Raw genomic sequence first — 16,585 nt, forward strand, 5'->3', positions numbered from 1 at the left:
ACCGTCCTCTCTTATTACTACTCTTACTATACAACACAAAAAAACTCCTGCCAAAAACCCCTCCACAGATACTCCTTCAGGAGGCCTTTTCGGAGAAGCTGATCCCCAAGCGTATATGTCGCACGCATTGTATACCAAGCTAAAACGCCCTCAGCGTCCTTTAAGGACGGTAAGCGTTTATGCGAGAAATATAAGAATAATGTATAACGTGAAACTTATGCTTTCTTATATTTTCAAAAAATAATAAAACGAAAGGGGCTTGAACTCAAGCCCCTTTCCTTTGTCACTATTCTAGCGACGAATTTCTTTAATTCTCGCTGCTTTACCACGTAGTTCACGAAGGTAATAAAGTTTAGCACGACGAACTTTACCACGACGAGCCACTTCGATTTTCTCGAGTTTAGGCGAGTTGATTGGAAATGTTCTTTCCACACCAACACCGTAAGAAATTTTACGAACCGTAAAAGTCTCACTGATTCCACCGCCACGACGTTTGATTACAACGCCTTCGAACAACTGGATACGCTCACGAGTTCCCTCGATAACTTTTACATGCACCTTCAAAGTGTCACCCGGGCGAAAACTCGGGATATCTTTGCGAAGTTGCTCTTGCGTAATAGCTTGTAGGATATTCATTAAGGACTTCCTCCTTCCGTACAGGTGTTCTTGCCTCTTCCGGAGAGAACTTTGCTCTCCCTCATTATCCGCAGCGGACCACCGTATTCCACACAACAGAGTTAATAATACCATAAAGGACGGGCTAATACAAATTATTTTTTCTATTTAAAGCGGCAGCATATCTCTTTTTTTCGCCTTCGACTGGCAATCCTTACACAGACCAACTACAGTTCCATTGTCTTGTGCATAGAAGATTAGCTTTCCATTCTTCTTCTTACAAGAAGAGCAAGGCTGCTCCCCTGGACTCTGTTTGGCTTTACGATGACTGTCCATTGAGATTACGTTACTACTTGTGGTGCGTAAATGATCGCTTGTGGTGTTTATTTTCCGTTTCCAGACTAAAAAATATACGACCGCCAAAACTACTAAGGCAAGCAAAATGGCTACATATTTCATTTGGCTCCCTCCACCCTTCAGGATTTATTAAAGAAAGAAATTAAAAAGACCGCCCTGTTCTGCAAGTGAGGTAACGGTCTATATCTGTATACAAAGTAGCCTTAGCACACCTCTGTACTTCTATCCATCAAAAGTGATTTCCAGTAGTTGCTGAAGGTTCTATATGAGAGCTTCTACGCCCTTTTTAGTATGTATCCATACCCGTATTTCGTCAGCGAGTCATCTTTAATTTATTTTAGCACAATTAAAAATCGAAGTGTAGTGGACACTTTTGAGACCTAGTCTTTGGTCCAGTACAATAACCCGCCTTCAGCCGTTTTTACAGAAAAAATCCATAAGATATACTTACAGAAGTACATAACGAAGTCACATAGGTAAGATCACATACACCCATATATGAGGAGGAGTTCGTTCAATGAGGAAAAGAAATAATAATAGTGTATTGGCAGCAGTAGCCGTATTGTCCATTGTACTTCTGGCTGGATGCACTGAATTACCAGGTAGACAGTCTGCAAAAAATGAGGTAGAGAAGAGTATTTCTGAAGATGCGCAGCAGAATATTGGTGAAGTTGTCAAGCAAGAGATAGGCAAAGCATCTGCAATTGTGCAGCAAGCCGTTGAGGAAACAGCTACTAAGGTGGTTGACGAAGTTAAAGCAGATAGCATTAGCAAAGAACTTTCAGTATCACAAGAGATCGGTTCAGCATCCGTACTCAACATAGAAAATGCTGTCGGAGAAATAGAGGTTACATCTATTTCAGGAGATCAAATCCATGTAAGTGCGACAATCTTATCCCACAACAGCTCTCTCCATAAATCTGACCGTCAAAAGATTATGGATGATGCTGAAGTTTCAATAGAGGTTAGTAGAGATACCTTAAAGGTGTCCACGCATTCCAAATCAAGTCCTAAGAAGGATTTATGGACATGGGCTCAAGACAAATATGGTTATTCAGATTTTAGCATAAGCTATAATATAGAGATCCCCGCCAGCATAGATAAATATAAAATTACAAATAACGTCGGTCAAATTCGTCTTCGGAATCTAGAAGGGATTTATCATATCGTCAGCAACGTTGGAGCGATTAATATTGAAGGAGCTAAACTCTCTGGCAAATCCACTGTAGAGTCCAATACTGGTAGCATTCGCATGGATATAGCGGTGATGAAGGATGACAGCAGTCTAAAAGCCAAAACGAATGTTGGTAGCCTCAGTGCGGTACTAGCCGATGGCCTGAAATGTAGCGTGGAAGCCGAAAGTGACCTTGGGCAGATCAAAGGATTAGAAGGTGGAAAAACCGATATTAATGGTGGGGGACCATTGTTGTCCCTAAGCTCGGATATAGGTGCAATTACAGTACAGTAATCAGCAATAAATAGACCGTCCGGATAACCGGGCGGTCTGTTTTTGATTCCTAATGATTAGATTAATGCAATAGCCAGCAGGGTGAATAAACTCAAAGTTAATATCTGATTTGAGGCAAAAGGATTTCCCCAAAAAGCAGAAGTATGCACAGAACCATTGTCAGTTCTTAAGTAAACATTGTTTCTGTCTACATCTGTAATAACGCCTTCGTACTGTCTACCATCTCTAGTCAGAATCCGCACCCTTTTATTTTTACAACGCAAACAGTTATAATAAGCTTCCACTAGTGTACTCCTCCTTGTTCGTAATGATATACTCTATGTGTAGGAGTATAGGTCGGTAACGGCGAACTTACATAGGTCGGACTTTGGGTCAATATTTACTTTTTTTCGATCTTTGTATCTTTCGTATTCCTCAAGGCTATAAATAATGAAAGACCTATCTTCGGTTTGCAGTTCGTAATATCCCATCCATTCGAGGAGGCCAATCTCATGAATGTAGAAAGAAGACAGTTTATTAAGGAAGGCGTACTGCGTATCACCATTTTCGTTATTTTAGCTTCGCTTACTTACACCGTTCGCAACTATGCATGGGCTGTTACTGTTCTCGTATGTGTTGCGCTGTACTCACTCCTTACAGGAGTACACAAAATCTTACGCAAAGAATAACATGTGCCTCCACGAACTCTTATAGTCAAAAAATAACCACTTTTCGCTGAGATCCTAGATCTCATTGAAAAGTGGTTATTTACAGTTTAATCGGAGTAACCGGATCTCGCCCACCCCAGTGGCGCACGCTACCTGGCTGCGCTATACCCCGACATATACTTTAGCTTGTACAATATATGCTTTTAGAGTGGGAATATTACTTATGCGAGCCATTTCTCTTCTTAAAAAAGAATAAAACCATTAGCGACAGCGAATCGAAAATTCACTGGATCTAATGGTTTTATTCAGCCTAATGATCAATACCTAACGTTCAGTCTTATATGTTCAGTCTTATATGTTCACTCTTTAAATGGCGAATGGGAATTGCGATTTGTATAAAAATCGATAATATCATTCACGGTGCGGAGCGGCTCCGCTTCCTTGTGGATGGTGTCCACGTTAGGCTTGAATTCTTCACGCGTTTTCGTAGTCACTTCAGTTCATTCCCTTCAATAGTTAAGCTTGCTGTATCATAAGCTGCATATATTAGTGCGGCACCTCTATTCATTACCCTAAAAAGAAGCTTTCAACGCACATATGCTCATTTTAATTTGAAAACTTTTGATTTATTTGTTCTCAAGTATGCATAACAAAAACGCCTCCTTAACGTAAGATACGTTAAAAAGACGTCAGATATACCTGTTTCATTAAATTATCACTCCGGGTTGTCTGCATTTCTTAGACGTTCCAGTGTCTTCTTGTCTTTCAACGTAAGTTCTGCAGTCTCAAGCAGGTCCGATCTACGTTCCAACGTGCGCAACAGCGCCTGCTCCCTCCGCCATATGTCGATGTTAGCATGATGACCACTCAGCAAAATATCCGGTACCTTCCAGCCGCGAAACTCAGCAGGCCGTGTGTAGTGTGGATATTCCAGCAACCCTGTACTGAAGGAGTCGGATATCGCAGATGTTTCATTTCCAAGTGCTCCCGGCTGCAGCCGAACTACGGAATCTATAACCGTCAACGCAGGCAACTCTCCGCCAGTTAATACGTAATCTCCGATTGACAATTCATCTGTTACCAGATGCTCACGAATGCGCTCATCATATCCCTCATAGTGCCCACATATGAAGATCAGATGCTGTTCCTGTGCCAGCTCCTCTGCAATCTTCTGATTGTAGGTTTTTCCTTGCGGGCACATAAGGATTATACGCGGCTTAACAGATACGGCTTTATCTGAACTATCGTTGTCATCCTTAATTGGTGTAATACCGAGTACATGCTCTACTGCAGCAAAAATCGGATCAGGCTTGAGTACCATGCCCCCACCGCCGCCATACGGTGTATCATCTACACTATTGTGCTTATTTCCCGAGAAATCACGGAAGTTCACAGCATTTAAGGATACGATTCCTTTTTCACGAGCTTTGCCAAGAATACTTGTGCTAAATACGCCTTCGCACATTTCTGGAAACAGCGTAAGCACATCAATTCTCATCATGGCAATAGCCCTTCCATCAAATGAACAGTAATTCGTTTGGCCTCAATGTCCACATTCAGCACTACATCATTGATTACAGGAATAAGGATGTCTTGTCCTTTTGCAGGCTTAACAACCCACACGTCATTCGCACCTGGCTGTAGGATCTCCGTAATGGTACCAAGCGGCTGGCTTCCCTCTTCATCCGTGTATACCTCACAACCAACGATTTGGTGGAAGTAGTATTCGTTCTCAGGCAGATCAACCAAATCATTGCTTGGAACCTTCAGGAGACTACCTTTATACTTTTCCACTTCATTGATGTTCGTATACCCCTTGAGCTTAACGATGAACATACCCTTGTGCTCACGAGCGGAATCTACAGTTACTTCGAATTTAGAACTGCCATCTGCGGGGATAACCAGCAGCTTCTTACCTGCAGCAAAACGAACATCAGGGAAATCGGTATGGGATAATACTTTAACCTCCCCGCGAATACCATGTGTATTCACAAGTCTGCCTACGGTTAATTCTTCTGTCATATAACCCTCTCCTTTACAAGCTTCATCTATATATTTGAACAAAAAGGAGCCGGGATATACTATCCCTAGCCCCTCATTGTACGCATCATTTAAGATAAAATATCTACAGTTACGCGTTTATCGCTCTTGACTGCTGCAGATGTGACTACTGTACGGAGCGCCTTAGCGATCCTTCCTTGCTTGCCAATGACCTTCCCTACATCATCAGGATGTACGGACAGTTCATAGACAATTAGGTGTTCCTTCTCCACCGCTCGTACCGTCACATCTTCCGGATGATCCACTAAAGCCTTAGCAATTACTCCAACTAATTCTTCCATAGAGGACCCTCGCAATCAGTCATTATTTCTGTTGCTTAAGCTCATGAAACTTCTTCATCACGCCTGCTTTGGAAAGCAAGTTGCGGACGGTATCAGATGCTTGCGCACCTGTTTGAAGCCATTTAAGAGCTTTTTCCTCATCGATCTTAACTACTGCCGGTTGTTCAATCGGATTATAATAACCGATTTCCTCGATAAAACGACCGTCACGAGGGGACCGGGAATCGGAAACCACTACACGATAGAAAGGCGCTTTATGCGCTCCCATTCTTTTCAGACGAATACGTACTGCCACGAAAAATCACCTCCTTATAATAGTTTCGATATATTAGAGCACCTAGATCATTTAAAAGGGAACTTCATCCCTTTTCCACCAAGGCCTTTAAGCTGCTTCATGGCGTTCTTCTTGGAGGCCTTGCCTCCTCCGCCCATCATACCGGAGAATTGCTTCATCATCTTACGCATCTCATCAAATTGCTTGATGAGGCGGTTAACCTCAGCGACCGAGGTTCCACTACCGGTAGCAATACGCTTGCGACGGTTATGGTTGATGATCTCAGGCTGTTGCTTCTCCGACTTAGTCATAGAATGAACTATGGCTTCAACGCGGCCCATTTGCTTGTCGTCAACCTTCAAGTCCTTAATGCCCTTAGCTTTGTTCATGCCAGGCAGCATATCAAGAATTTGATCAATCGGGCCAAGCTTCTTCACCTGATCCATCTGCTCAAGGAAATCATCAAACGTAAATTCTGCATTACGCATCTTACGTTCCATTTCCTTAGCTTTGTCAGTGTCAATGTTCGCCTGGGCTTTTTCAATCAGCGACAGCATGTCGCCCATGCCTAGAATCCGCGATGCCATTCGTTCCGGATGGAACGGCTCCAGTGCGTCGATCTTCTCACCTAACGCAGCGAATTTGATCGGGCAACCAGTAACAGCTTTGACAGACAGTGCAGCACCACCACGGCTATCGCCGTCGAGCTTCGTCAATACAACCCCCGTAAGCTCAAGCTGCTTATTAAAGCTCTCGGCTACGTTTACGGCGTCTTGCCCGGTCATTGCATCTACAACAAGAAGTACTTCGTCAGGATTTACAACGCCCCGAATCTGCTTCAGTTCTTCCATCAGTTCTTCATCAATATGCAGGCGGCCTGCAGTATCTATAATTACATAATCAAGTCCGTTATCCTTCGCATGTTGTACAGCTTGTCTGGCAATCTCTACCGGACTAGTCTGATCACCTAGCGTGAACACTGGAACTTTAATCTGTTCCCCCAGCACCTGAAGCTGTTTGATCGCAGCCGGGCGATAAATATCTCCCGCAACGAGCAATGGACGATGATTACCCTTCTGTAACAGCTTGGCCAGCTTACCCGAAGTGGTTGTCTTACCCGCCCCTTGTAGACCCGCCATCATAATAATGGTCGGTGGCTTGTTCGACTTCGCCAGCTTCGCTTGGCTTCCGCCCATCAGCTCGGTTAGTTCCTTGTTAACGATGTCGATAATGACCATACCAGGAGTAAAGCTGTCCATGACTTCTTTGCCAATAGACTTTTCTTTCACCTTAGCTACGAATTCTTTAACTACCTTGAAGTTAACGTCGGCTTCCAGAAGGGCCAGCCGTACTTCGCGCATAGCTTCGTTTACGTCATCTTCGGATACTTTACCTTTACCGCGCAGCTTGCTGAACACATTCTGCAATCTTCCGGTTAAACCTTCAAACGCCATATGCAGATTTCTCCCTTCATGCTACTCTAACCTCTGCAAGCGATCCACGATCTCCGCGAACCGAAGTTTATATTGCTCAGGCAGCATCCCATTCTCCGGCAGTCTGCGCAGTTCTTCTAAATATTTGGTACGACTCTCATGCTTCACTAATAAACCAAGTTTTTCTTCATAATTTTCTAAGACTTGCTCCGCCCGTTTAATATGTTCATAAACGGCTTGGCGGCTGATTTCAAATTCAGCGGCGATTTCTCCCAAGGAAAAATCATCGTGAAAATAATATTTAAGAAACGTTTGCTGCTTATCTGTAAGCAGTCGTTCATAGAAGGCAAAAAGCAAATTGATACGATTCGTTTTCTCGAGCCTATTCTCCTGACTCATTAAGGGCACTCCCTTCGTCAAGGAAAAACACTTTACACCTTCACAACGTCCCTTATGATACCTAAAAGAAAGAGAGATGTCAAGCATTTTTACTTGTCATCTCTTTCTTTATTGAAAATCCCATATTCCCAAAGAAAATGCGCTTGAAATTATTGGATCGGCAGTACATAAATCAATACGGCGAAGAAGTGTGTAACACTACCTGCAAGGACAAATATATGCCAAATCGCATGATGGTACGGAAACCCTCTCCACACATAAAAAACCGTACCTAATGTATAGAGCACCCCACCAGCCATCAGCAGGATCATACCACCGTCCGCTACAACAGCCGAAAGAGGATTCCAGGCGATTACAATCAGCCACCCCATGGCGATGTAGAATATGGTGGACATGAACAGAAACTTTTTAACAAAAAATGCCTTGAAGAAAACGCCAAACACTGCGATTCCCCAAATAACGCCGAATAAACTCCATCCAAGTGTACCCCGAATAGCTACTAACAAAAAGGGTGTATATGTGCCTGCAATAAACAGATAAATAGCGGAATGATCGAAAAATTCGAACAAATCCTTCGCCTTACCCTCTTTGAGACTATGCACTAGTGTTGAATTAAGATACAGAAGCAGCATTGTCGTTCCATAGATGGAGAAGCTGACCACATGCCATGTCGTTCCTTTCAGACTTGCAAAAACAACAAGCAGCACAAGTGCAGCCACGCTTAATACCGTTCCAATCCCGTGCGTAATCGCATTCGCGACTTCTTCTCTCCGGCTGTAGGTGTGAGTATTTGCCATATCCATATCCTTCCGTCTAAGCTTTCTTTCTATTATACCACGCGTACCCTACTTGATTACAGCTTGTAAATCTCCGTATACTTCTCTTCTAAATAATCAGCTAAATAATCTGGGCTTAGTGGTTCGCCAGTTACTTGTTCAATGATTTGGGAAGGGGTCAAGCTATTTCCGAAACGATAGATCTTATCAGTTAACCATTCTTTAATAGGAAGTAGGTTCCCTGCAGCAATTAACTCATCAAACTCCGGCAGCTCCTTGCGAAGTGTATTCAGAATTTGTGCAGCGTACATATTACCTAAGGAGTAGGAAGCAAAATATCCGAAATCCCCACCGGACCAATGGACATCCTGCAACACACCAAGAGCGTTAGTAGGCGGAGTAATACCCAAATACTCTTGATATTTAGCATTCCAAACCTGAGGCAGATCATCTACAGAAAGTCCTCCATTAAAAATAAGCTTCTCGATCTCATAACGCACTATAATGTGCAGATTGTATGTAAGCTCATCTGCTTCGATACGAATAAAAGAGTTTTCCACGCTGTTGATCGCCCGGTAGAAATCTTCCAACTCCACATTTGCAAACTGCTCAGGGAATTGCTGTTGAAGATCACCGTAATAACGTTGCCAGAAAGCACGACTACGTCCGATCATGTTCTCCCATAGTCTCGACTGAGATTCATGAATCCCCATCGACGCTCCCTGTGCCAATGGTGTTCCAACAAAATCCTTGCTGATATTTTGTTCATAAAGCGCATGTCCACCTTCATGCAGTGAACTGAATATGGCACTAGTCACATTATCAAGCAGATAAGCAGTCGTAATTCGAACGTCGCCTGGATTCAATCCCGTAGCAAAAGGATGCACACTCTCATCTAGACGGCCTGCGTCAAAATCGTAGCCCATTTGCTCTAGAATAAAGTTACCGAACTTTTCCTGCTGCTCTTTTGGGAAGATCTGCTGTAAGAAACTTGTGTCCGGCTTATTAGGTGAAGCAGCAATAGCCTCTACCAATGGAACCAAGCGGCTACGCAGGCGGCTGAATACTTCATCCACTTTTTCTACAGTAAGATCAGGCTCATACATATCAAGAAGCGTATCGTATCGAGTCCCTTTTACACCCCAATAATCAATAAACTCTTGTTTCATAGCAACTATCTTGCTTAAGTAAGGCTCAAAAGTGGCAAAATCATTATTCTCCTTGGCTTCTTCCCAGATGGTTTGGGAATGTGCGGACAGGACAGCGTACTCTTCAAATCTTTTGGAAGGGATGCTCTTGCTGCGCTCATATTCTTTACGGCAATCGGTAACGATCTTCTTCTGATCATGTGATAGCTGGGTAATCACTTCAGGACGGGTAAAAAATGCTGTAAAATCTCCCATCTCCTCCGAAATTCCGAGTCTGAACAGTTCTCCACTTAGCATCCCTATCGTACCCGAACGAACCTCTACTCCCTTACGCGGCGCACCGGTGCGTAAATCCCAGTGAAGTAATTCTATGGCCTCTGAATATCCACTTATTTTTGATAATAACTCGCTAAATTTCTCCCACTGTTCCTTTACTTGCTGTTCCATTTTATTACACCTGCTTTCTCTGTTTTGCTGACTCCTCTTGATGATACTTTTTTGAATGAGTATAATCAACTTCAGAGATTACATCTCTAATTTAAATTATTCAACGGGTTACATAAGAAACAGGACTTGCTTCGCACAAAATTTGAAGGAGCGTGAACAGGCTATGATGATTCAAGTTACACCTCTCGCAGAAAGGAAGTTGAAGGAAAGGCTTGAAAATCAGCCAGGATTTTTCAAGCTCTTTTATGATACGGAAGGCTGCGGGTGTGACGGGATTAATGTGTTACTAATTGTTTCGGAAGTGGAGGACGGCGATTCTATGATTGAAAGTGATTCCCTCCCCTTTATCGTAAGCCGCCAGCAGGAAATTTTTTATGAAAACAAGATGCGACTCGATGCCGAGGAAAGTTTCTCTTCCTTTAAGTTAGACAGTGATTCACAGATTTACGGCAACAACATCCTGGTAAGAGATATGCGTAATGTAAGTACAATTCAGTGATTTTAGGGAGGAAGAACAGCTATGAGCCATGTTTCCGATATTATTAACTTTAATAAAAGTTTTGTTGAAAATAAAGATTACGAAGCTTATTTAACAAGTCGCTATCCAGATAAAAAAATGTTGATTATCACCTGTATGGATACCCGTCTGGTTGAACTATTACCAAAAGCTATGAACTTTAAGAACGGTGATGTCAAAATCATCAAAAATGCCGGAGCGGTTATTTCTCAGCCCTTTGGTAGTGTTATGCGTAGTGTCATGGTTGCGTTATATGAACTTGATGCTGAGGAAGTTATCGTTGTTGGGCACTATGAATGCGGTATGGCTTCCCTCAACGCAGAACATATGATCAATTCCATTAAAGAACGCGGAGTGTCCGAAGAGGTGCTTAATACCTTGGAGAACTCCGGGATTAAGCTTACCAAATGGCTACGCGGGTTTGACAACGTAGAACATGGGGTAATTCAAACGGTGGATCTGATAAAACGTCATCCATTGCTTCCTCCTAATATACCTGTTCATGGCATGATCATCGATCCAGCTACTGGAGCGCTTGAGCTAGTCGCTGACGGGTATAAATGATTTAAGTAACAACCTTCTAACTGCTGATGGCGTGGATCCTTGATCCACGCTTCTTTTGTGATAAAAAAGTATAAATTATGACAAGCATAAACGCCTTCAGCGTCCTTATAAGGACGGTAAGTGTTTAAGTGAGAAATATAAGGATAATATAGTTGCACAGCATATACTTTCTTATATTTTAGATAAAAATTGAAACCTCGTGGGACTTGCTGCGTATTACTGGACATGCACACAAATTCATACTCACAGGAGGGTTTTCGTACTAAATGAAACCAATGAAACGCGTAATGATGATTGTAATGGCCTTTACTCTATTTTTCGCCGTAGCTACCCCGAACTTTGTGGATGCGAAGCGAGGTGGTGGCGGATTTAAATCCGGCACACGTAGCTACTCAACAACTCCAAAAAAATCAACAACCGATAATGTAAGGAAAAGCGATAGCACTAATAAATCCACAGCAGGGTCTACTGCAAATACGAAACGAGGTTTCTTCAGCGGTGGCGGCTTAATGAAAGGTATGATGATTGGTGGTTTGGCTGGCTTACTGTTCGGCGGAATGTTCGCCGGTATGGGTGCCTTCGGTAACATTCTAGGCTTCGCCATTAATATGCTTGCCATCTATGTACTCGTAATGCTCGTGATGTCCTTCTTCCGTCGTAGAAAAGAACGTCGTCGCTTAGAAGATCAGGGTGGGCGTTACTAATGTCAACAATGGTTCTAAGTATGGATGAGATCATCAATGCCCTTTGTCTACACATGGCTGAACGTAAAGCGGTTCGCCCTGAAGATGTTCAGGTAGAACTGAGCTGGGAAGAAGACACCGGATACTCTGCTGAGGTTTGGGTACAGGGACGAAGTCAATATCTAGTTGAGTCCAACATGATCGAGGCGATCCTACGTTACATGCTTAGCGAATATAGCATTCGCGCATATCGCGAAGATGTAAGGTTAGATCTGGATGAGGAAATCACCGCTATTGTAACTACACAGAACCAAGCATAAACGCTTAGCGTCCCTATAAGGACGCTAAGCGTTTATGCGAGAAATATAAGACAAAAAGTATAGTGTGAAACTTATACTTTCTTATATTTTAAAGAAAGGGACAGCCCAAGTGGTTGTCCCTTTTTGGTATGCACCTATTCATAGAAAAATTGCTTTACCGTCCCTACTCCGTCCGACACATCAACTTCAGCATATGCCCCGTTAATAAGCGTAATTTGCGGTGGAATATGACCACAATCGATATCATAAACAATAGGTACCTGGAGCTCCTCAGAAAGCTCTGCGTAGATGTCTTCGGCCGTATAGTTCTCTACAGGTCGATTAGCAGGACTTCTGCCAAACATAATGCCAGAACAATTCTCGAACCATCCTGCCAGCTTCATCTGGACTAATGACCTACGTACATCAACCGTATTCAGTTCGCAATTTTCCAAATACCATAGAATCGGTTCATTATTAATCATTTGTTCTTGAAAATACTTTAGATTGCCAAATGGCGTGCCAATTAAGTGCCTAATTACATCTATGCAGCCCCCTAGTAGACGCCCTTTCATAGTTACAGGACCAGATGATACAGTCTTCCAACGGGTATCTTCTGTCAAGTGGAACACACAAGGTGAAGGAACATCATGCTGCCATTCCCCCTGATATTTAAGTGATGAATGCTGGACGATAGAACCCCCTGCTTTCGTCTCTAGAACCGCTTGCCACATGGCTGTGGTATCATCAGAATACTTTCCCCTTAAATCAACAAGGTTCGTCCCATGAGCCGTGGCAATCCCTGTTCTTAACGTGACTGCAAGCAAAAGCACGCTAATGTCTGAATAGCCTAAGATCCACTTGTCCCTCATGGCATCAAAATCAATAAATTCAAGAACCTCAATTAACAACTCCCCACCCCAAGGCGGAATTATGATATCAATAGGCTCAGCGTCCATCATCTCATTAAACTCCTGAGCGCGCACTCTTGCTGGTGCAGATTTAGCCTTCTCTTGCGTCCATACAGTATCCCCACAGATAACATTGAATCCGTTCGACTCCATGCGACTAGAAGACAGCTTTACTAGCTCCGCATTTTGAGCACCTACTCCAGATGAAGGTGCGGTTACCCCTACTGTCGCATTCTTTTTCAAAATAGGATATCTAATCATATGACACCTCCAGGTTTTACAGCAATTATATCAATAGTAAACTTCATTTACACAGAAAAAAAACATGGCTAGACGCGTCAACGTACGATCGCGAATCCAGCACATGTCTTTTTTCCATAGAATATAAGCTTTAGAGTAAAGAAATGGCAAGCAGTTCAAATAAAACAAGCGGTAAGATCACATTATTATTGTAAGGAGGACCTGGGTAATGACCTGGGTCTGGACCAGGATGCGGATGATGAGGTTGGTAAGGGTTATAATATCCGCGCGGCATTTGCCCATTCACTGCAACGTTCAAATACAAGTGTTTATTATCTACTCCGGCTAAAGTACCTTCATGCACTAAGCCATCTAAAGTCTGTACATTCACCATATGATTTAGGTATGGCTTGCAGGATTGATGCAAGGAATCACGGACACCGTGCAGGTGCCGGATCGCAGCAGGATCGGCCTGATAAATCACATTCTGCTCTTGCCCAGTGTTATATGTCGACATGGATGTTCTGACCTCCGTAAATGGATTTGCTCCATTCTATGCAGAAGCCTATATCATGGTGCCTATTCGAAAACTATCCTTATAATGGAAGAGTTACTTTCTCAACTTTCACATTTACCGAAACAAGGGAGAGGCCCATCATATTCTCAACAGCATTTCGTACATTTTTCTGCAACATATAACAGACCTCTTGAATCACACATCCGTAATTAACAATAACCCGTAGATCGATGGCAACGTCTACTTCTTTCACTTCAACAGACAATCCTTTTTTTACATTTTTACCGCTCAGACGTTTAGCCCAGTTGTTCGAGATATTACTACCTGACATCCCAGCAATACCTGGCGTTTCCAGAACCACTTGTCCGACGATCGATGTGACCACATCATCTGAGATATGAACTAATCCTTGCTCCGTTCCTTCATTCATATGAATACCTCCATAATATTTGATAAGTTAAGAGATGTTAAAGGCTCTCCTCAGCCCTGTGCTTCTTGACAAACAAATTGTACAGCTTCATCAATATGATCTTAATAATCATATACACCGGAATAATCAGCAAAATCGCAATGATCCCGCCTAAATCTCCACCAACCAATACTAAGATGATCGTCGTCAGCGGATGAATATCAAGCTTTTTCCCAAAAATGTAGGGAGCGATTAAATTATCCTGTATTTGCTGAGCTACGAGAACAATGATGATGGCCCACACTGCAATGGACGGCGATTGGATGAATCCGATAATAAAAATAGGAATACTGGACAGAATTGCACCAATGAAAGGTACAAAATTCATCACAACTGCGAGTACAGTCAACAACAATGCATACTGCAGACCAATAATAAGGAATCCAATATACATCAGAACGCCAAGAGCCAGATTTACAAGTACCCGCCCAACGATGAATCCACTAAGCGCGGTGTCTATTTCGCTCATCATAGTAGTCCCATCTCCACGATACTTCTTTGGGAAGAAACTTACAATCTTACGTCCAAATTTTCCGCCTTCCTTAAGCATGTAGAACAACATAATTGGAAAGGTAAATAAAATAATGGCAAAATTTGAAACAAAGGAGAATAGACCCGTTACGTAATTCGTAATCAGTGTAAATCCTTTATTCAAATATTCCGTCAATTGTGAGGCCAGGTTCATATCTTCAGGTATAAAAGAAGCTAGGAATCCACTGTCCTCCAGCTTCAATAGCTGCTGGTTCATGGCAGCAATCAGATTTGGCATATTATCCACGAAATTAACTAATTGTGTTCGAAGAGAAGGCCATACTCCAATACTAAAAGCAAACAAAAGAAATAAAATGACCACATATACGATGATAATCGCAACAGAGCGATTTAATTTATATCTCTCCAAAGTATTGATCAGCGGTCGCAGTAAATAATAGAAAAATCCTGCTAACATTAAAGGAACGATAATAACATTGAACAAAGAAAGGATCGGCGTGAAAATAAAATCGACACGTGAGCCTAGAAATACAATGCCTAACACCAAAAGGATTGCTAGACAGATTCGAATGAATGTGTTCAGTTTAGCCATGTTTCTCTCCCGTCTTCTATTTTGGATGTCTTTCATCTCGCTATTTGGGAATACGTATGGTGAATACCGTTGGTTCCTCTTTTCGGCGACTAAGATGAAGCGTACCACCCATTTTCTCTGTGTTTTTCATAGCAATGGATAAACCAAGCCCCGTTCCTCCTGTAGTTGACCGTGCTTTATCTCCACGAACAAACGGATCAAACAACGTTGACCAAAGCTCTTCAGGAATGCCCACTCCAGTATCTGCAATTTCAATGACAACCTCGCTCTCCGAGGGTATAACCTCCACACGCAGTTGTGTCCCTGGTGGATTATAGATCAAAGCATTGGAGATCAAATTATGAACTACACTCGAAAGTAGCTCCGCGTCAAAGCTTGCGAATACTTCCTGTTCAGGAACATTCAGCTGCAGGATAAAGTTCTTTTGTTCAATCTCACCATAGGAGTCTGCAACGATTTCACGAATAAATTCACCCAGTTCATGACGCTCCAAACGCAGCAAAAAATCCGGGGAATCTATTTTAAGCAGCTCCACCATGTTTTGAATCAGCTTGGTAACTTGCGAGGATTTGTTATAGATATAGGTTAAATATCTTTTCTGCCGTTCTTCATCCTCACCACGACCTTCAACCAATGCCTGTGCAAACCCCTGTATACTCGTAATGGGTGTCTTCAGGTCATGAGAAAGATCAACCATCATGCGTTTCTTACTTTCCTCCGCTTGGCGTTTTTCTTTGGTCGTCTTCTCAATTACGTCCGCCATATAATTAAAAGTCTCCCCTATTTGAGAAAATTCTTTCTCTGCATATAGTGAGATACGAGTATCATAATTCCCTTCAATCATCTGCTTCAAACCAAGCGTAATGATACGTAGCGGTTTCCTGATTCTTCGTGCCACCCAATAACTGTACACGATAATAAGCAAGAGAACCATCCCAACTCCCAAAAAGACATAATATGAAATTGAGTGGTTGAAGTATGCAACTAATGAATCGCTATTAATTGAAATATCGATGGCTTCTCTAGGGATTTTCAGGAGCAGCCACTCTGATTCATTCTGATTATTGCGTGTAGTCAACGAGTAGTAGTAAGCCTGATCTTCTCTGTTTTCCAGACTTTTCAAAAGCTGGTTATCGGTATATTGTCTTACATCGTCTTTCTTCTCTCCAACAATCTCGATGACCTGCTTGTCTTGGTCCAAGACCTCGATCCATCCCCCGCTACGCAGAAGACGTTTGGTTTCTACCCCATGCTCCAGATTATCTCGATAGGCACTAGCTTCAACCTTCAAATCAGGATCAGCGATTTTATTTTTTTCGAACATATGGCTCACATCAAGATTAATGAACAAATAATAAACAATCACGAGAAAAAACAGAATACAAATAAATAACA

General features: G+C 42.5%; 23 protein-coding genes. 6 read left to right on the plus strand and 17 right to left on the minus strand.

The features are described from left to right. Positions 1-291: 291 nt before the first annotated feature. Together rplS and MHH52_RS18050 are read right to left on the minus strand one after the other, a co-directional pair. Positions 292-636, minus strand: a complete 345-nt coding sequence (gene rplS / locus MHH52_RS18045; protein ID WP_036688590.1) for a 50S ribosomal protein L19 — start codon at positions 634-636, stop codon at positions 292-294. Between the two features lie 147 nt (positions 637-783). After that, positions 784-1,074, minus strand: a complete 291-nt coding sequence (locus MHH52_RS18050; RefSeq protein WP_340003881.1) for a hypothetical protein — start codon at positions 1,072-1,074, stop codon at positions 784-786. A gap of 415 nt (positions 1,075-1,489) precedes the next feature. Here MHH52_RS18050 and MHH52_RS18055 point away from each other — a divergent pair, with 415 nt between their 5' ends. After that, positions 1,490-2,440, plus strand: coding sequence for a hypothetical protein (locus MHH52_RS18055; protein ID WP_340003882.1), 951 nt, complete (start codon positions 1,490-1,492; stop codon positions 2,438-2,440). 56 nt (positions 2,441-2,496) lie between these two features. Here MHH52_RS18055 and MHH52_RS18060 read toward each other — a convergent pair whose 3' ends face one another. Then, the gene (locus tag MHH52_RS18060; RefSeq protein WP_340003883.1) at positions 2,497-2,724 is read right to left on the minus strand and encodes an LSm family protein; all 228 of its coding nucleotides are present in this window, start codon (positions 2,722-2,724) and stop codon (positions 2,497-2,499) included. Between the two features lie 207 nt (positions 2,725-2,931). Between MHH52_RS18060 and MHH52_RS18065 the strand changes: the two genes are divergently transcribed. Further along, a complete protein-coding gene (locus MHH52_RS18065) occupies positions 2,932-3,108 on the plus strand; it encodes a hypothetical protein (RefSeq protein ID WP_313637783.1) in 177 nt (58 codons plus the stop codon). 338 nt (positions 3,109-3,446) lie between these two features. Here MHH52_RS18065 and MHH52_RS18070 read toward each other — a convergent pair whose 3' ends face one another. From MHH52_RS18070 to MHH52_RS18110, 9 genes are all read right to left on the minus strand, one after another. Continuing rightward, the gene (locus MHH52_RS18070; protein WP_340003884.1) at positions 3,447-3,581 is read right to left on the minus strand and encodes a hypothetical protein; all 135 of its coding nucleotides are present in this window, start codon (positions 3,579-3,581) and stop codon (positions 3,447-3,449) included. A 221-nt stretch (positions 3,582-3,802) separates the two neighbouring features. Then, positions 3,803-4,585 carry a tRNA (guanosine(37)-N1)-methyltransferase TrmD gene (gene trmD / locus MHH52_RS18075; RefSeq protein WP_340009721.1) on the minus strand — a complete coding sequence of 261 codons (783 nt, stop codon included), beginning with the start codon at positions 4,583-4,585 and terminating at the stop codon, positions 3,803-3,805. Next, complete coding sequence (rimM, locus tag MHH52_RS18080; protein WP_340003885.1) at positions 4,585-5,109, minus strand: ribosome maturation factor RimM; 525 nt, start codon at positions 5,107-5,109, stop codon at positions 4,585-4,587. Before rimM ends, trmD begins: the two co-directional genes overlap by 1 nt. Before the next feature lie 89 nt (positions 5,110-5,198). Then, complete coding sequence (locus tag MHH52_RS18085; protein WP_036688600.1) at positions 5,199-5,429, minus strand: KH domain-containing protein; 231 nt, start codon at positions 5,427-5,429, stop codon at positions 5,199-5,201. Between the two features lie 22 nt (positions 5,430-5,451). Beyond that, complete coding sequence (rpsP, locus tag MHH52_RS18090; RefSeq protein ID WP_036688604.1) at positions 5,452-5,724, minus strand: 30S ribosomal protein S16; 273 nt, start codon at positions 5,722-5,724, stop codon at positions 5,452-5,454. Between the two features lie 47 nt (positions 5,725-5,771). Further along, on the minus strand, positions 5,772-7,157 hold the full coding sequence (ffh, locus tag MHH52_RS18095; protein WP_313637776.1) for a signal recognition particle protein: 1,386 nt from the start codon (positions 7,155-7,157) through the stop codon (positions 5,772-5,774). A gap of 21 nt (positions 7,158-7,178) precedes the next feature. Continuing rightward, positions 7,179-7,535, minus strand: a complete 357-nt coding sequence (gene ylxM, locus MHH52_RS18100; RefSeq protein WP_036688609.1) for a YlxM family DNA-binding protein — start codon at positions 7,533-7,535, stop codon at positions 7,179-7,181. A 149-nt stretch (positions 7,536-7,684) separates the two neighbouring features. Beyond that, positions 7,685-8,332 (minus strand): hemolysin III family protein, encoded by a 648-nt coding sequence (locus MHH52_RS18105; RefSeq protein WP_313637774.1) that lies wholly within the window; start codon positions 8,330-8,332, stop codon positions 7,685-7,687. 56 nt (positions 8,333-8,388) lie between these two features. After that, positions 8,389-9,906, minus strand: a complete 1,518-nt coding sequence (locus MHH52_RS18110; protein ID WP_340003886.1) for a carboxypeptidase M32 — start codon at positions 9,904-9,906, stop codon at positions 8,389-8,391. Between the two features lie 163 nt (positions 9,907-10,069). Here MHH52_RS18110 and MHH52_RS18115 point away from each other — a divergent pair, with 163 nt between their 5' ends. The 4 genes from MHH52_RS18115 to MHH52_RS18130 all read left to right on the plus strand — a co-directional run bounded on the left by MHH52_RS18115 (position 10,070) and on the right by MHH52_RS18130 (position 11,990). Continuing rightward, a complete protein-coding gene (locus MHH52_RS18115) occupies positions 10,070-10,405 on the plus strand; it encodes an iron-sulfur cluster biosynthesis family protein (protein ID WP_340003887.1) in 336 nt (111 codons plus the stop codon). Between the two features lie 21 nt (positions 10,406-10,426). Continuing rightward, positions 10,427-10,987: a carbonic anhydrase gene (locus tag MHH52_RS18120; protein ID WP_313637766.1), complete on the plus strand. Its 561-nt coding sequence runs from the start codon at positions 10,427-10,429 to the stop codon at positions 10,985-10,987. A 266-nt stretch (positions 10,988-11,253) separates the two neighbouring features. Further along, positions 11,254-11,691, plus strand: coding sequence for a hypothetical protein (locus MHH52_RS18125; protein ID WP_340003888.1), 438 nt, complete (start codon positions 11,254-11,256; stop codon positions 11,689-11,691). An 8-nt stretch (positions 11,692-11,699) separates the two neighbouring features. Continuing rightward, the gene (locus tag MHH52_RS18130; RefSeq protein ID WP_340009723.1) at positions 11,700-11,990 is read left to right on the plus strand and encodes a YxcD family protein; all 291 of its coding nucleotides are present in this window, start codon (positions 11,700-11,702) and stop codon (positions 11,988-11,990) included. A 134-nt stretch (positions 11,991-12,124) separates the two neighbouring features. Here the strand turns inward: MHH52_RS18130 and MHH52_RS18135 are convergent, their stop codons facing one another. The 5 genes from MHH52_RS18135 to MHH52_RS18155 all read right to left on the minus strand — a co-directional run bounded on the left by MHH52_RS18135 (position 12,125) and on the right by MHH52_RS18155 (position 16,514). Then, entirely contained in the window at positions 12,125-13,141 is a 1,017-nt protein-coding gene (locus MHH52_RS18135) for a S66 peptidase family protein (RefSeq protein WP_340003889.1), read from the minus strand. Between the two features lie 130 nt (positions 13,142-13,271). Then, positions 13,272-13,637 carry a hypothetical protein gene (locus MHH52_RS18140; RefSeq protein ID WP_340003890.1) on the minus strand — a complete coding sequence of 122 codons (366 nt, stop codon included), beginning with the start codon at positions 13,635-13,637 and terminating at the stop codon, positions 13,272-13,274. 79 nt (positions 13,638-13,716) lie between these two features. Then, positions 13,717-14,067 (minus strand): Asp23/Gls24 family envelope stress response protein, encoded by a 351-nt coding sequence (locus tag MHH52_RS18145; protein ID WP_340003891.1) that lies wholly within the window; start codon positions 14,065-14,067, stop codon positions 13,717-13,719. Between the two features lie 37 nt (positions 14,068-14,104). After that, complete coding sequence (locus tag MHH52_RS18150; protein ID WP_340003892.1) at positions 14,105-15,190, minus strand: AI-2E family transporter; 1,086 nt, start codon at positions 15,188-15,190, stop codon at positions 14,105-14,107. A gap of 40 nt (positions 15,191-15,230) precedes the next feature. Further along, complete coding sequence (locus tag MHH52_RS18155) at positions 15,231-16,514, minus strand: HAMP domain-containing sensor histidine kinase (RefSeq protein ID WP_340003893.1); 1,284 nt, start codon at positions 16,512-16,514, stop codon at positions 15,231-15,233. Positions 16,515-16,585 lie beyond the last annotated feature (71 nt).

Origin of the sequence: Paenibacillus sp. FSL K6-0276 (assembly GCF_037977235.1) — a bacterium.
Taxonomy (GTDB): domain Bacteria; phylum Bacillota; class Bacilli; order Paenibacillales; family Paenibacillaceae; genus Paenibacillus_AQ.

Bases quoted from the DNA above. Each gene is read 5' to 3' on its own strand.
- MHH52_RS18055 (WP_340003882.1), top strand. From the start codon at position 1,490: ATGAGGAAAAGAAATAATAATAGTGTATTGGCAGCAGTAGCCGTATTG.
- rimM (WP_340003885.1), bottom strand. From the start codon at position 5,109: ATGACAGAAGAATTAACCGTAGGCAGACTTGTGAATACACATGGTATT.
- MHH52_RS18145 (WP_340003891.1), bottom strand. From the start codon at position 14,067: ATGAATGAAGGAACGGAGCAAGGATTAGTTCATATCTCAGATGATGTG.
- rplS (WP_036688590.1), bottom strand. From the start codon at position 636: ATGAATATCCTACAAGCTATTACGCAAGAGCAACTTCGCAAAGATATC.
- MHH52_RS18155 (WP_340003893.1), bottom strand. From the start codon at position 16,514: ATGTTCGAAAAAAATAAAATCGCTGATCCTGATTTGAAGGTTGAAGCT.
- MHH52_RS18105 (WP_313637774.1), bottom strand. From the start codon at position 8,332: ATGGCAAATACTCACACCTACAGCCGGAGAGAAGAAGTCGCGAATGCG.
- ffh (WP_313637776.1), bottom strand. From the start codon at position 7,157: ATGGCGTTTGAAGGTTTAACCGGAAGATTGCAGAATGTGTTCAGCAAG.
- MHH52_RS18065 (WP_313637783.1), top strand. From the start codon at position 2,932: ATGAATGTAGAAAGAAGACAGTTTATTAAGGAAGGCGTACTGCGTATC.
- MHH52_RS18135 (WP_340003889.1), bottom strand. From the start codon at position 13,141: ATGATTAGATATCCTATTTTGAAAAAGAATGCGACAGTAGGGGTAACC.
- MHH52_RS18085 (WP_036688600.1), bottom strand. From the start codon at position 5,429: ATGGAAGAATTAGTTGGAGTAATTGCTAAGGCTTTAGTGGATCATCCG.
- MHH52_RS18110 (WP_340003886.1), bottom strand. From the start codon at position 9,906: ATGGAACAGCAAGTAAAGGAACAGTGGGAGAAATTTAGCGAGTTATTA.
- MHH52_RS18140 (WP_340003890.1), bottom strand. From the start codon at position 13,637: ATGTCGACATATAACACTGGGCAAGAGCAGAATGTGATTTATCAGGCC.
- trmD (WP_340009721.1), bottom strand. From the start codon at position 4,585: ATGAGAATTGATGTGCTTACGCTGTTTCCAGAAATGTGCGAAGGCGTA.
- MHH52_RS18125 (WP_340003888.1), top strand. From the start codon at position 11,254: ATGAAACCAATGAAACGCGTAATGATGATTGTAATGGCCTTTACTCTA.
- MHH52_RS18150 (WP_340003892.1), bottom strand. From the start codon at position 15,190: ATGGCTAAACTGAACACATTCATTCGAATCTGTCTAGCAATCCTTTTG.
- MHH52_RS18050 (WP_340003881.1), bottom strand. From the start codon at position 1,074: ATGAAATATGTAGCCATTTTGCTTGCCTTAGTAGTTTTGGCGGTCGTA.
- ylxM (WP_036688609.1), bottom strand. From the start codon at position 7,535: ATGAGTCAGGAGAATAGGCTCGAGAAAACGAATCGTATCAATTTGCTT.
- MHH52_RS18120 (WP_313637766.1), top strand. From the start codon at position 10,427: ATGAGCCATGTTTCCGATATTATTAACTTTAATAAAAGTTTTGTTGAA.
- MHH52_RS18130 (WP_340009723.1), top strand. From the start codon at position 11,700: ATGGTTCTAAGTATGGATGAGATCATCAATGCCCTTTGTCTACACATG.
- MHH52_RS18115 (WP_340003887.1), top strand. From the start codon at position 10,070: ATGATGATTCAAGTTACACCTCTCGCAGAAAGGAAGTTGAAGGAAAGG.